The organism is Paraburkholderia sediminicola (assembly GCF_046027825.1).
Lineage (GTDB): Bacteria > Pseudomonadota > Gammaproteobacteria > Burkholderiales > Burkholderiaceae > Paraburkholderia > Paraburkholderia sediminicola_D.
In genome coordinates this window covers 18,556-32,212 of the sequence record NZ_JAQQDU010000093.1, presented here as the reverse complement: position 1 = coordinate 32,212, position 13,657 = coordinate 18,556, and the positions used below count along the sequence as shown (strand labels likewise).

At 59.1% G+C, this 13,657-nt stretch carries 10 protein-coding genes and 2 pseudogenes; 7 read left to right on the top strand and 5 right to left on the bottom strand.

The window, feature by feature from the left end; genetic code table 11:
- Window positions 1-443: 443 nt before the first annotated feature.
- The 3 genes and pseudogenes from PQQ96_RS33940 to PQQ96_RS33930 all read right to left on the bottom strand — a co-directional run.
- Window positions 444-785, bottom strand: coding sequence for a hypothetical protein (locus PQQ96_RS33940; RefSeq protein WP_408300618.1), 342 nt, complete (start codon window positions 783-785; stop codon window positions 444-446).
- Complete coding sequence (locus tag PQQ96_RS33935) at window positions 779-1,483, bottom strand: acyltransferase family protein (RefSeq protein WP_408300616.1); 705 nt, start codon at window positions 1,481-1,483, stop codon at window positions 779-781. The genes PQQ96_RS33940 and PQQ96_RS33935 overlap by 7 nt, the downstream gene beginning before the upstream one ends.
- 1,358 nt (window positions 1,484-2,841) lie before the next feature.
- A pseudogene (locus PQQ96_RS33930) lies at window positions 2,842-3,381 on the bottom strand (transposase); the annotation flags it as partial.
- A 631-nt stretch (window positions 3,382-4,012) separates the two neighbouring features.
- Between PQQ96_RS33930 and PQQ96_RS33925 the strand changes: the two are divergent.
- The 4 genes and pseudogenes from PQQ96_RS33925 to tnpC all read left to right on the top strand — a co-directional run.
- Window positions 4,013-4,165 (top strand): annotated as a pseudogene (locus PQQ96_RS33925) (aromatic amino acid lyase); the annotation flags it as partial.
- An 88-nt stretch (window positions 4,166-4,253) separates the two neighbouring features.
- A complete protein-coding gene (tnpA, locus tag PQQ96_RS33920; protein ID WP_408300615.1) occupies window positions 4,254-4,643 on the top strand; it encodes an IS66-like element accessory protein TnpA in 390 nt (129 codons plus the stop codon).
- Window positions 4,640-4,975, top strand: a complete 336-nt coding sequence (gene tnpB / locus PQQ96_RS33915) for an IS66 family insertion sequence element accessory protein TnpB (protein WP_408300613.1) — start codon at window positions 4,640-4,642, stop codon at window positions 4,973-4,975. Before tnpA ends, tnpB begins: the two co-directional genes overlap by 4 nt.
- A gap of 62 nt (window positions 4,976-5,037) precedes the next feature.
- A complete protein-coding gene (gene tnpC, locus PQQ96_RS33910; protein ID WP_408300611.1) occupies window positions 5,038-6,570 on the top strand; it encodes an IS66 family transposase in 1,533 nt (510 codons plus the stop codon).
- A 764-nt stretch (window positions 6,571-7,334) separates the two neighbouring features.
- Here the strand turns inward: tnpC and PQQ96_RS33905 are convergent.
- The gene (locus tag PQQ96_RS33905; RefSeq protein WP_408300609.1) at window positions 7,335-8,375 is read right to left on the bottom strand and encodes a LysR family transcriptional regulator; all 1,041 of its coding nucleotides are present in this window, start codon (window positions 8,373-8,375) and stop codon (window positions 7,335-7,337) included.
- Window positions 8,376-8,430: 55 nt separating this feature from the next.
- Window positions 8,431-9,201: an AraC family transcriptional regulator gene (locus tag PQQ96_RS33900; RefSeq protein WP_408300621.1), complete on the bottom strand. Its 771-nt coding sequence runs from the start codon at window positions 9,199-9,201 to the stop codon at window positions 8,431-8,433.
- Between the two features lie 170 nt (window positions 9,202-9,371).
- Between PQQ96_RS33900 and PQQ96_RS33895 the strand changes: the two genes are divergently transcribed.
- Genes PQQ96_RS33895 through PQQ96_RS33885 form a run of 3 tightly spaced genes read left to right on the top strand, consistent with a single transcriptional unit; the run spans window position 9,372 to window position 13,583 of the window.
- Complete coding sequence (locus PQQ96_RS33895) at window positions 9,372-10,814, top strand: efflux transporter outer membrane subunit (RefSeq protein WP_408300607.1); 1,443 nt, start codon at window positions 9,372-9,374, stop codon at window positions 10,812-10,814.
- A gap of 52 nt (window positions 10,815-10,866) precedes the next feature.
- Window positions 10,867-12,000 (top strand): HlyD family secretion protein, encoded by a 1,134-nt coding sequence (locus tag PQQ96_RS33890; RefSeq protein ID WP_408300605.1) that lies wholly within the window; start codon window positions 10,867-10,869, stop codon window positions 11,998-12,000.
- The gene (locus tag PQQ96_RS33885; RefSeq protein ID WP_408300604.1) at window positions 11,997-13,583 is read left to right on the top strand and encodes a DHA2 family efflux MFS transporter permease subunit; all 1,587 of its coding nucleotides are present in this window, start codon (window positions 11,997-11,999) and stop codon (window positions 13,581-13,583) included. The genes PQQ96_RS33890 and PQQ96_RS33885 overlap by 4 nt, the downstream gene beginning before the upstream one ends.
- The last annotated feature ends 74 nt before the right edge of the window (window positions 13,584-13,657 follow it).

Below are 13,657 nucleotides of genomic sequence, written 5' to 3'. Positions count from 1 at the left end.
GGCGGCGATGATAGAGCGCACCGAAGGCAGCCGCCGGATAGCGCTCGCTGTCCAGCAGAGAGCTCATCAGCACACGCACCCCATCACGGATCAGGCGCATAGTGGTGGGCCCGCGCGCGTGGCGCGACGATCTGGATGAGTATCCAAAACCGGTTGTCGTTGCGACGAGCGCGCGTGCCATCAGCGAAGAGAAGTGACGAGTACGAATGCAATCGAACTAAAGAAAAGGCATGAACGTTGTCGCTGCCGAGGGCCGCCCATGACAAGACCGTCGACGCGCGATCACGCTTTCAGTCAAACGAAAGTCCGCTAACCGGAATGTCGACTGTCTCTTGTGGGGTGCGTGCTGCCGATCACAGCCCTGCGGTACAGATGGGTGCGAAGACGCCTATGCCTGAATAAGATTTCTTCCGGCATCCGTTGCGCGAACAGATCCGGGGTGCTCATGTGGAATTTCCTCTGGAGAAATGAGTAACTGAAATTCCGGTTTTTTTAATCCACCTTAAAGCCGGCTTTTCAATGAGCAGATAAGCGGTCACGCCAATTGCCAGGCTGATCGAAAGAGAGGTGAATATCCAGCCAATAAATTGCCACCAGCCAGTTATTGGGGCGTGCCGATATATTGCCTCGGCGATGCGAAGTGAAATTACAATGTGACTAAGATAAATTGAATAACTTGCGTCGCCGATGAGGCTGAAAGCGCGGTGAAATTTTATAGTGTCAGAAATAGAAGCGAGTCCCAGGACGATTGCGATGCTACTTGCGATTTCTCCATAAATCAGCATGTTTTGACTGAAAAAAATGGTAGGGTTAGCAAGACCGAAAAACCAATTGGAGCCAGTATGCTCGCGTATTTTTGGATTCTTTTCTTCTCGTAAAAATGGGCAATTAAAATGCCGCCGAGAAATTCAAAAATAATGGGATCGGTGTACGTTTTGAGTAATGCGTCTTTTGACTCAATTGCAAACCCCGAAAAAATAAGAATCAGGATTATCGAAGTGGTTGTCACTATAACTCTGTTTAATATTAGCCCGGTGAAAAAAATAGCATAAAAAAACATTTCATAGTTTAATGTCCATCCAGGGATTAGATATGGCCAAATCTGACCTTCGAAAACAGGGCTGTAATGAGGGATGAAGAGTAAAGATTTGACCAGATGGGTAATTTGATATGGCTGCATTGACCATGGCTGGAATTTTGTGGATATCGCCACCAATGCAAATGTCCAAAACCAATACATCGGGACAATTCTAATTATCCGATTTTTTAAGAATTCAGATGGAATTTCATTTTTTGCTGCAATATACATGACAAATCCACTAATTACGAAAAAAATATCAACTCCCCACGCAAGTGATTCGTAATTTTTTAATGGATTGAATAACCACGGCTGTGGGTTCCGAGCATGATGAAAAACAACCATTACGGCTGCAATTGCTCTGAGATATTGAATAAAAAATAATTTACGTTTATCTTTTCCCATTATTTTTGCCTTTTATGATGCGTTGCTAATTTTCCGCGAGAAATGTCGCATGGCGGCATATTGGCATTCAAGCTGGCGAAAGAACGGCCCACAGTTACAACGCTCGACGCAGCATCCATTCTTCAACACGTTGAAGAACATCGCGATTTCCCATTTAGCCCGGCACCAGTCGTATCAACGTCTCAGATCGTCGAGTCTGGTCGGTATGCGATTTTGTGAGCAGCCCCCCCGTACGATCTGTCTCGCGCCGGCCAGCGGGGGCAATCACCCATAGGTCGCTCACTGCACCTGGCAACGTCACGCTCAGCATACGCAACGGCTCTTCCACGCCACTGACCCTCTGTCCTTCGTGGGCTACCATGCCGAACTGGATTTCGCCCCATACATTCAGACTTCGATAGCTTCCGCCAAAGCGTTTCACCGCCGTCCAGACTGCGGTTATGCGTTGGGCGGATCAGCCAGTCAGTTGGCGCTCTGAGTACCTGATTGCGCCGCATTGGCGCCGCGATATCCGCTTCTCAATTGGCGATGTACATCAGACCTGCTTGGGGGAACTCCGAGGCGAGTTCGGCAACCCTCTCGTAGACTTTTATTCAGTGTGTGCTTTCCTTGATGCTGCAACGCTCCCGCCAGTAACCTTGAGCCAAAGCCGCATAGAGATAGTGCAACTCGATTACAAAGATGAACGTTAACGACGTCGTTACCAGATGCTCAAGGTTGGTTATAGGCGCTACATTGGCTCGAAATCGGACAACCTTGCCCCTTATCCGGACACGTGGCGCGCATTGTGACGTGGTTCACGCTTTGGCCTACAGCATAGTTCGTTGGCGCACTGTCCGAACAGAAATGCGCTTTAATCTGTCAGCAGATATTTCGAAAGCGCCTTCCAGCTGGCTTTTTGCTTTAGCGATGGACCGCCATTGCGGTTCATCGTTTGCTTGAAAGTTCCTCTTTGCGAAACGGGGAGAGACGCCCGCGGTGGCCGCAATCGGCTGGAAGCAAATGAAGGGTATCGCTGATGCCGATGCCTTGATGGGTTGCAACCGGTCAAATGACTGTCCGCTTGACCTCGATGGACTGATATGACTTTCCGTGTCATTGGAGATCGGTTTTCGGTTTTTCATAAGTGGCTGAATTTCCTGAGGGCGGCGTAACTGTAAGTCTCGACCGTGGATCTGATATCCGCGGGCTGGTTACTGCATTACAGAGGTCCGCCCAATGCGCTTGCGGCCATCTAATGCCGCAAATCGGATGACATCCGTTGCATAGTCCAACGCGGGTTACGCGGGTGCCGGGCTACGCCGGCTTCAGGAAACTCCTTCCGTTTGCTGTTCGTCAGTGACTGACAGGGTTATCGGCTACGCTGCCTGTGCGTGGCCCGGTATGGCAAGGGACATTGCCAGTCGGCTTTTGTCCCAGATGAACCCCGTGAGCTCGCGGGACACGGCGACCACCGCGATGTTCATGTTCTTGCCGCGGGCTGCCAGCTTGCGAGATCGCCGGCACAGTCGGAGCTGTGCGTCCCGTGCGCGATCAATGATGGGTTTGGGGATGCCTTCGTGCCGGCGCTGGATATCCGGACTCACGCGCGCCGGGTACCGGTAGCTCCAGGCCGCCTCGACAAGCGGCTTTCGGGCGTAGCTGATGCCGGTCTTCGTAATGCTTCCCTGACGGCGCCGGTCACTCGAAGAGTGTTCTGACGGCGTCACGGCCGGGCAGGCCATCAGCTGGCGCGGGTGCTCGAAGCGCGAGAAGTCCCCCTATTCGGAGAGCATGCCCACGGCGGTGATGAACTGGACGCCATGCATGGCTTGCAACGCCAGCACGGCCGGATAGAGCCGCCAGTCGACAACGGCTTCACGGAGTGTTGCTTCAAGGCGGTCACATTGCGCGAGCCTAACGGGGAAACGTGATGCCGGGAATCCTTTGAAGCAGTGATGCAAGTACAGCGACTACCTTTACGCCGTTGTTATCGCCCGCCTGGTGATGAGATTGATTGAGTAACTGAACCGAGAGCCGCTACACGGGGAGGGAGATAGAGGGCAGAGGGTTGGATCATGTTTTCGATCTGCCCGAACGCGACTGACGATTGCGAGCGGGGAGGGGTTTTCCCCTGGATTTGGCGTGAGTCGCCAGGACTTGTAAAGAGATGTTGTCAGACGGGCCGCGCAGTCGCACTGCTCAGGCGACACGGTAGAGCACTTGGGTGAAACTATAAGTCATTGTTTTTGCGTGATATTTCGTCTCTTGATGGCGGCCGCGCGCAGCTCAGGCGTTCAAACTTGAGTGAACAAAGTTCAAAGTTAAGCGAATCTCGACAACAACTGGTGTCGAGATTCATTCAACTTTGAACTGGTCATGCCGCTTTGATAAGGCTTCCGGGGCGCGCTGCTCAGCCAACTCTGAACCCGCGGTTCACTTAAGTTTGAACTATCTGAAGTTTGGTTCGCTTAACTTTGAACTTTCTGGAGCGCATCCGAAGCTATAACGGCCAACGGCCGATATCGCGCACCAGTCCTGAGTCGCCACATCGGTACGTTCGCTGCCCGCAGGCTGGCAGACATTGCCGAGACTGTCGCCAATATTCTTGCGATTGAACTGCTCGCAGCGGCACAAGGCGTAGAACTGCGTTCCCCCCATGAGACAAGCCCGAGTCTGCAACTGGTGATGCGCGCAATCCGCCGTAAGCGCCCGGCAATGTCGCCTTGAACCAGCGTGTTAGGGAAGCGACGATCGTGTCCACCAATTCTTTAATGGACACGTGTACGCTATGAACGAGAATGAAGCCGGTTCTGAGGTGGTACAGCCGACACGGCGCCGCCGTCGCCACAGCAAGGAGTTCAAGGAGAAGGTGATCCGTGCGGCGATGCAGCCGAACGTGTCGATCGCCGCGGTCGCGCTGCATTACCAGTTGAATGCGAATTTGTTGCGCCGATGGGTGGCTGCACATGAGGAACAGGACGTCGCCCGTGAGGCACCTCCGTCGTTGAGCGTACCGCCGGCGGCGTTTGTTCCACTGCAACTGGAAGCGCCGGGCATGATGCCCGCTTCGACGGAGATTCAGATCGAGGTGCGCCGAGGGGCGGCGACCGTCACGGTGCGCTGGCCGCTTTGCGCTGCAGCCGATTGCGCCGCCTGGTTGCAAGGGTGGCTGCGATGATCCGCATCGACGCGATCTGGCTGGCGACTGAGCCCATCGATATGCGCGCGGGCATCGATACGATTCTGGCGCGTGTCGTCAAAGTGTTCGGCGCGGCACGGCCACATCACGCCTACCTGTTTGCCAACAGGCACTCGACGCGCATGAAGGTGCTGGTGTACGACGGGTTCGGCATCTGGCTGGCCGCGCGTCGCCTGAACAAGGGGCGATTCATCTGGACAAACGCAGACCAGGCGATCGCCACCGCTCTGAATCCCGAACAATTGCGTGCGCTGGTGACGGGGCTACCCTGGCAGACGCTCACGCACGATCACGCGATCACCGTCGTGTAATACCCCCCAAGCCGTATACTGGCTTGCTCCCATGGTGGGTTCGGTTCTGGCAGACTGGCTGCATGAACCTGCCCGCCAACCTCGACACGATGAGCCCGGACGAACTGCGCACGCTGGCTGCGCAGCTGATGGCTCAGGTTGGCGAGAAGGACCGGGAGCTACGCTACCGTCAGACGCGCATTGACCAGCTCACCCACGAGATTGCCTCGCTCAGGCGCCTGCAATTCGGCAAGCGCAGCGAGCAGCTGGACGTTGAGCAGATGAGTCTGCTCAACGAGGCTATCGACGCCGATCTGGCCGCGCTCGAAATCGAGCTCGAGCAGTTGCAGCCGGAGAAGGCGCCGGACAGGCAGCGTCAGAAGCCCAGACGCGCGCCTTTGCCGCCGCAATTACCGCGCACCGACATTCACCACGAACCCGACGACATCACCTGCTCATGCGGTTGCCAGCGTGTGCGTATCGGCGAGGACATCAGCGAGAAGCTGGACTATACGCCGGGCGTGTTCACGGTCGAGCGTCACATCCGCGGCAAGTGGGCGTGCAAGGCGTGCGAAACGCTGATTCAGGCCCCTGTTCCACCTCATGTGATCGACAAGGGCATTCCCACCGCGGGATTGCTGGCGCAGGTGCTGGTTGCCAAGTACGGTGATCACTTACCCCTGTACCGTCAGGAGCGCATCTTCGAGCGCGCGGGTCTGGCGATTGCGCAATCGACGCTGGGCGAGTGGGTCGGTGTTTGCGGCGTACGCCTGCAGCCGCTGGTCGATGCGCTTCGCGACGTGCTTGTGCAGCATGACGTGCTGCACGCCGACGAGACGCCGGTGCAAATGCTCGTTCCCGGTAAAGGAAAGACCCAGCGCGCGTACGTCTGGGCATACGCCACCACGCAGTTCGCCGCCGTGCGCGCAGTGGTTTACGACTTTGCCGATAGTCGTGCCGGCGAACATGCCCGGACGTTCCTCGGCGACTGGCGTGGCAAGCTGGTATGTGACGACTACAGCGCCTACAAAGCCGGATTCGAGCTGGGCATCACCGAAATCGGATGTGCTGCCCATGCAAGGCGCAAGTTCTTCGAACTGCACGCCAACCACAAGAGCCAGGTAGCCGAACAGGCGCTGAAATACTTCGGGGCGCTTTACGACGTTGAGCGCGATGTTGCCGAACTCAAGCCCGATCGAAGACGTGAGGTTCGCCAGGAGCGCGCCCGACCGATTGCTGACTCATTGCACGACTGGATGATGGGCCAGCGCAAACTGGTCTCCGAGGGATCGGCGATTGCCAAAGCTCTCGACTACAGCCTCAGGCGATGGGAGGCGCTCACACGCTATCTGGTCGACGGGCATGTGCCCATCGACAACAACTGGCTGGAAAACCAGATCCGTCCGTGGGCCCTCGGAAGGTCGAACTGGTTATTCGCGGGCTCATTGCGCGCCGGCCAACGTGCCGCCGCGATCATGAGCCTGATCCGCTCGGCGCAGCTCAACGGCCACGATCCGTATGTCTACCTGAAAGACGTTCTCACACGGTTACCCACCCACCGGGCCGACGACATCGCCCAGTTGCTACCACATCGCTGGGCACCCGCTACTGCCTGATAGACATCTGCGGTGCCTTCACCGGGTGCTTACAATCCGCCGGGAAGTGGCGTACTACGACTCGGACCGCTACTTTGCACCTGACATTGCCGCAGCTGCTTCGCTCGTGCGAAGCGGCGAGATTGGAGCACACGCTCCGCTGTCTTTCACGTAAGAATCTGCATCGTTTTTAGGAGGGCTCCTATGAACAGTCCAAAACACATTGATCCGTCGGTAGGCGGGCGCGATCCGAGCGGCCTCACACGGACGGAAGGCCTTATCCAAAATACGACTGCAGTCCAAAACTGACGACCATCAAGCCTAAGGCCGCCGGTGAAGTTTTCGCAGTTCTGCGAATCTGGTTTGTTTACGCTTTCTCGCCCCCGACGTTGGGGGCGGACTAACGTGACAAAATTTGAGAGCGTGAAGGAGCGTCTATTCTTGGACGACACTTGCGGAACTGAGCCGGTCAAAGTCACTTTGGTGACGGTAGTTCAGGGGGTGGAATGACAGGCGCAAGGCCCGCCAGATATGGATGATTTCCATTGCTGTAGTAAATCTGTAGCATGCGAAACGTCCCCTCTTAGCTCATTGCACGGACTATCGCGCAGTCCCGGCTCGCACGTGCTCATCCGACGACAATCGGCCAGAAGCGGTCCCACACAATTGATTCGCAAACGGCTGCTTACGGCAGATGAACCGCCCTTGGACATGCAGCGGCGCCCTGACGACTGAGGCGAGAAAGGTCAAACCTGCGTCAGGAAAACCGCAAGCGTGCCGAACCCTCATAGGCTTACGTCAAAGTCCCCAGGACTGCCCGATCGCATGTGCGCCTTCATGAAATCGATCCATGCCCGTATTTTTGTATCGAGGTATTGCCGGGACGCATACAGCAAATACAGGTCAGTTTCGTTGACCGTGTATTCCGGCAGTACGGCGATAACGTCGCCGAGTTGTATCTCTTGCGACGCAATATACGACGGCAGCGGCCCGACACCCATACCTTGGCGGATAGCGATTGCCAGGGAGCGTCCGGCATCGACAATTAGCTGTGGGTCGATGGGCACCGTCGCGGTTTCCCTGCCGCATCTCATCTGCCACTCACGTTCGCGAAATGCCGGCCCCCCAATTTGCAGGCAGCGGTGTGTTGCGAGATCGACGAGTGTGTAAGGCACTCCGTATTCCTCAACGTAGTCAGCAGACGCGCACAGCACGCTTCGAATAGCGCCGACCTTTAATGCGACCAGATTGGACTCTGGGAGGTGGTTGGCGGCCATCAATGCAATGTCATAACGTGCCCGAACCAGATCGGGCATTTGCGACGCCACCGTCAGATCAAAATTCACATGCGGGTATTGACGTTGAAATCCTGCGGCAAGTGGCAACACGAAATGATCGGCCAGACTTGCACTGCAATGCATCCGCAATGTGCCGCGTGGCTCTGCGGATGCAAACCTCACTTCACGTTCAGATGCGTCCAGCACACTTAGAATTTCGTGCACCCGGGCGAGATAGCGCAACCCTGGCTCGGTAAGCGCAATCGAACGCGTCGTACGATGCAGAAGACGAGTACCAAGATGGCTCTCCAACTGGGCTATAGCGCGCGACGCATGAGGCGTGGAGACGCCGAGTTGTCCCGCGCTGCGGGTAAAACTGCCGGTGTCGGCGAGCACAGAAAAAACGCGCATGCAATGAATCAGGTCCAGTGGAATTCCCCGAGCAATGGTGATAAGGCGCCGGGCGGGATTGTCGTTGCATTGAATAGCGCGCTTCGGCGCTAGCAGTCTATTTGAGAAGCCCGGATCGCCGCGCACGCAAATCGTCAACTGATCGTCGCGAATCGGACAGCCTCCGATGTCGTCGTGCTGTGCGGGACGAGCCTCATTTGAAGTACTCGCTGGGTGCGACTCCGAGGATCTTGCGAAACATTGCTGTGAACGCGCTCGGGCTGTCGTAGCCGTGTTCAAGTGCGACGTCGAGCACCGATGCGCCGGTTGCCAGTTGCGGAAGGCTTAGCAGGACCCGCGTGTGACGGCACCATGAACCATGCGTCATACCGGTCTCGCGCTGAAATGCCCGTGCGAACGTACGCGCATTCATGTTGGCCCGGTGCGCCCAACCTTGCAATGTAGCGTCGAGCGACGGCTGCGCAATCAGTTCAGCGCACAGTTCGACGAGCGCCGGATGACGTGGCATCGGCACATGCAATAGCAGTGGTTCGGCCACGCGGATCTCATCGAGGATCAACTCCAGCACGCGCCGTTCTCGCCCACCCTCCCCGGCGACCGGCCGGATGCCGACTGCGGTCACGATCAGCTCACGCAGCAGCGCACCCACCAGGATCACCCTGCAGCTATCCGGCAATGTGTCGCGAGCGTCGGCCGCCACGTAGACCGTGCGCATCTGCACGTCGCTCGCGATTTCGATTTCATGGCGCACGCCGCCCGGCACCCACACCGCGCGCCCGGTCGGCACGATCCAACTGCCGGCGGCCGAACGCACGATCATCACGCCCGAAATGGCGTAGATCAATTGACCGCTGCTGTGCGTGTGTGGCGGGAACGCGGCGCCGGCGGGCTGATCCGTGGCGAGCACGGTGACGGGCGCGACTTCAAGCGCCTTCTGGCTTTCGAAAAAACCGAAGCTGTCCATTTCGCGATGATGCATGGCAATTCTTCGAGAGATGAACGAATCACAGGACTCTACCATCAGTCCTTCGATTCCACAGCCGAGTATCTGTCATGGTTCCTTCGGGCGCTTTTCGCACCGTTCATCGCACCGTTCATTTTCTTGTTCGTCCAGGCGCAAGGCGGCAGCCACGCGTGCCACGTCGCTTCACACAATCGCCTCTGCGCGTGGTCTGCGCTGCGGCGTTCGCGCTGCTTGGCTCGGCGTGTTCTCTTGAGGCGCCGTACCGCGCGCCGCAGTTGTCGGCTGCAGCGTCCGCGTCGTTCATGTCGGCGGAACATGCGCCTGTTGCGCAACAGCCATTACCTGACGACTGGTGGCGTCTCTACCAGGACCCGGTGCTTGACGGTCTCATCCAGCAGGCACTCGAGCAGAATCGTGATCTCGCGGTCGCGGTTGCGCGTCTGGCGCGTTCGCAAGCGGTGCTGAACGAAGCCACGGCCGCCAGGCTGCCCGAAACGCAGCTTGCACTCGGCGGCAACTACGGCAAGCAGAGTGCTGATCAGATCGTCGCGGCGGCGCGGCGCGAGTCGGCTGACACGCGCTGGGCTTACGCGCCCTCGCTGGCGGTTTCGTACGAAGTGGATCTGTGGGGGCGCGTGCGCCATCTCGTCGAAGCGTCGCAAGCCGATGCCGACGCGATGCAGGCGGCCACGGACGCGGTCCGCGTCGCCGTCGTCGCATCGACAACTGACGCGTACATGCACGTGTGTGCTTACGGCGAACAGATCGACGTGGCCAACCGCTCGCTCGGGATCGCGCAACGCCTGGTGGATCTGACCACCCGGCAACGCAATCGCGGGCTGGTGTCCGACCTCGAGGTCACGCGCGCGAGCGGCTTTCTCGACGAAACGCGCGCGACACTTCCGACGCTCGAGGGCAAGCGTCGCGCAGCGCTGTTCGAACTGACCGTGCTGCTGGGCCGCCCGCCTGGCGAGTTTCCCCAGGCGGCCGAGCAGTGCCGTCTCGCGCCGGTGCTCAACGCGCCGTTCCCGGTTGGCGACGGCGCCGCCCTGCTGCGCCGTCGTCCCGACCTGCGGGAGGCGGAACGCAGGCTGGCAGCCGCCGACGCCCGGGTCGGCGTCGCGCGTGCCGATCTGTATCCGTCGATCGTATTGGGCGGCTCGGTCAACTTTCTGTCGACCACCGGCAGCCTGGCATCGCTCGGCGATCAGTACGCGGTGGCCTGGGGCGTGGGGCCGTTGATCAGCTGGCGCTTTCCCAACATGGCGGTGAGCCGCGCGCGGCTTGCACAGGCCAAGGCCGGCAACACGGAAGCGCTCGCCCAGTTCGAACGCAACGTGCTCACGGCGTTGAAGGAAACCGAACAGGCGCTGACGTTCTACGGTGCGCAGTGGGAACGCCAACGTGCGTTGCAGGCCGCCCGCGCGAACGATGCCCGCGCCTTCCATCTCGCCGAACTGAATTACCAGGCGGGCGCACTGGACTTTCTCGATGTGCTCGATGCCGAGCGGAGTCTCGTTGCCGGCGATGCAGCGCTTGCTGTGTCGACTGAAGCACTCGCGTCCGATCAGATCGCCGTGTTCAAGGCACTCGGTGGCGGCTGGCAACACTAGCGCATCGTGTCGCCGCGCCACACGCCCATTACTTTCTCATCAAGGTCTTGATATGAGTACCACTGTCGTTCCAGGAAAGACATTGCCGTTTAGCAGAAAAAACCTTGTGCTTGCGGGCACGGCGATAGCCGTCGCCGGGATTGTCGTGGTGGGCATCCGCTGGTGGACCGTCGGCCGTTTTATCGAAAGCACTGACGACGCCTATGTGCGCGCGGACGTGGTGACGGTCAGTTCGCGCGTGCCGGGCTATGTAACGAGCGTCGATGTCGAAGACAATCAGCCGGTGCACCAGGGCGACGTGCTCGCGCATATCGACCGCGCCGACTACGCGGCCAAGGTCGCGCGGGCTCAGGCAACGGTCGATGCCGGGCTTGCGACCCTGCACGCGGAGCAGGCGAACGTCGCCACGCTCGATGCGCAGATTGCCCAGCAAGGCAGTGTGATGAACGCGGCGCAGGCGGACGTCGCCGCGGCGCGGGCAGGCGCCAACCGCAGCAAGGCAGACGCCGAGCGCTACCGGCAATTGGCAGCTGAGCAGGCCTCTAGCGCGCAGCGCTGGGAACAGGCGCATGCCGACGCACTCACTGCCGACGCCGCGCTGGCCAAGGCCAATGCGACCGTACAAGCCCAGCGCGGCCAGCAAATCGTGCTGGAGAAGCGCCGGAGTCAAGGCATGGCGGCGATCGAGCAGGCGCAAGCCCAGCTCGGTGTTGCGCGCGCAGCGTTGTCGCTCGCACAGATCGATCTCGACCACACGACGATTCGCGCGGCGAACGACGGCACGGTCGGCCAGCGCGCCGTGAGGCCGGGTCAATACGTCGAGACCGGCCAACCTCTGCTCGCCGTGGTGCCGCTCCAGGATGTCTACGTGATCGCCAACTTCAAGGAAACGGAGGTCGCCGCAATGAGCACCGGCCAGCCGGTCGAGATCGACGTCGACACCTATGCGGGGCATTCCTTGCATGGGCGCGTGCTGAGCATCGCGCCAGGCTCGGGCGCGCAGTTCGCGTTGCTGCCGCCCGATAACGCGACTGGCAACTTCACCAAGGTCGTGCAGCGCATTCCCGTCAAGATCCGGCTGGACGCCGGGCAGCGCGAGTCCATCAGCCTGCGGCCAGGCATGTCAGTCGTCGCGCGCGTTCACACCGGCACCACCGTTGTGCAGCCCTCCGCGAGCCGCTCATGAGCACGACGAACGCCTTGTCCCATACTCATGAATCGGTGTCGCTGCGCGCATGGGTGGCGGTGCTTGGCGGCGTGTTCGGCTGCTTTATGGCCGGCATGAACGTGCACGTCACCAATGCGTCGCTGCCCGATATTCGCGGTTCGCTCGGCGCGAGTTTCGAGGAAGGTTCGTGGATTACCACCGCGTACCTGGTGGCGGAAATCATCGTCATTCCGTTGACCGGTTGGCTCGTGCGGGTGTTTTCGATCCGCCGTGTGATGCTGGTCGGCACAAGCGGATTCCTGATCTTCTCGCTGGTGTGTTCGGTGGCGCCGACCATCAATGCCATGATCGTCGCCCGCGCGTTTCAGGGGGCGTTCGGCGGCGTGCTGATTCCACTGTCGTTTCAACTGATCGTCACGGAGTTGCCGGCCTCGCGGCATCCGCTTGGCATGGCACTGTTTGCCGTCGCCAACAATGTCGCGCAGGCCGCCGGACCCTCATTGGGGGGCTGGCTAACCGACATGTATTCGTGGCGCTGGATCTTCTATCTGCAGATCCCACCCGCGCTGGTGCTGCTGGGCGCAATCGGCTGGGCGATCAAACCGGAGCCCGTGCATCTGGACAGGTTGCGCAACGCAGACTGGCTTGGTATCACGACAATGGCAGTCGGACTCAGTGCGCTGCAGATCGTGCTGGAGGAAGGCGGCCGCAAGGACTGGTTTAGCTCGAGCTTCATTGTGAACATGTTTCTGATCGCGGCCGTTGGACTGACTATTTTCGTGGTCGTGCAGCTTCGTCGCGAGGACCCGTTCATCAATCTGAGATTGCTCGGCCGCTACAACTTCGGCATAGCCAGTCTGATGCAGTTCCTGTTCGGTAGCGTAGTGTTCGCGGTGGTGTTTCTCGTGCCGAACTACTTTGCCGAATTGCAGGGCTACAGTGCGCGTGATATCGGCGTCATGATGGTGCCGTACGGGCTCGTTCAGTTCGTGATGTCGTTCCTGACGCCGCCGCTGATGCGTCACACGAGTGCCCGCACAGCCATCATCGCCGGTTTTTTGCTGGTGGCAATCGGCTGTCTGATGAACATTCATCTCAACGTGGATGCATCGGCGAATGTGGTCGTGCCGTCGTTGATCGTGCGCGGGATCGGACAGTCGCTGGTGGTCGTCGCGCTCGGTGTGATGGCCGTGGACGGCATCGAAAAGAGTCAGCTTGGATCAGCCTCGGGACTGTTCAGTATGGTGCGCAATCTGGGCGGTGCGATCGGCATTGCGATCGCCAGTCAGATCGTGGTCGAACGGGAAAAGCTGCATGCTTCGCGCATTGGGGAGGCGATCACCCCGTTCAATGGCGCGTTTCAGGAGCGCATGATCGGCATGGTCAGGGTGTTGACACAGAGCCACATTGACAGGGCGCATGCGCTGGCGGTGTCAGGGCTTGATGGTACGCGCGAGGTGGCACTCGGGATCGTCGACAAAGTGATTGGACGTGAAGCGCTTCTTATGGCTTACAGCGATACATTCTTCGTAGCCGGCATCGCGATGTTGGGATGTACGCTTGCCGCTTTCGCGCTGCGCAGTCGAAGGAAAAACGGGTAACGACAGGGAGGCCAGTTCTTGGCGGCGAGCCGGACAGGTGCACGGTCGGTGCTGGCCTGAACCCAGAGAACGGA

Excerpts from the sequence above, each read along its gene's own strand:
- PQQ96_RS33885 (WP_408300604.1), top strand. The coding sequence starts at position 11,997 with ATGAGCACGACGAACGCCTTGTCCCATACTCATGAATCGGTGTCGCTG.
- tnpA (WP_408300615.1), top strand. The coding sequence starts at position 4,254 with ATGAACGAGAATGAAGCCGGTTCTGAGGTGGTACAGCCGACACGGCGC.
- tnpB (WP_408300613.1), top strand. The coding sequence starts at position 4,640 with ATGATCCGCATCGACGCGATCTGGCTGGCGACTGAGCCCATCGATATG.
- PQQ96_RS33940 (WP_408300618.1), bottom strand. The coding sequence starts at position 785 with ATGCTGATTTATGGAGAAATCGCAAGTAGCATCGCAATCGTCCTGGGA.
- PQQ96_RS33890 (WP_408300605.1), top strand. The coding sequence starts at position 10,867 with ATGAGTACCACTGTCGTTCCAGGAAAGACATTGCCGTTTAGCAGAAAA.
- tnpC (WP_408300611.1), top strand. The coding sequence starts at position 5,038 with ATGAACCTGCCCGCCAACCTCGACACGATGAGCCCGGACGAACTGCGC.
- PQQ96_RS33900 (WP_408300621.1), bottom strand. The coding sequence starts at position 9,201 with ATGGACAGCTTCGGTTTTTTCGAAAGCCAGAAGGCGCTTGAAGTCGCG.
- PQQ96_RS33935 (WP_408300616.1), bottom strand. The coding sequence starts at position 1,483 with ATGGGAAAAGATAAACGTAAATTATTTTTTATTCAATATCTCAGAGCA.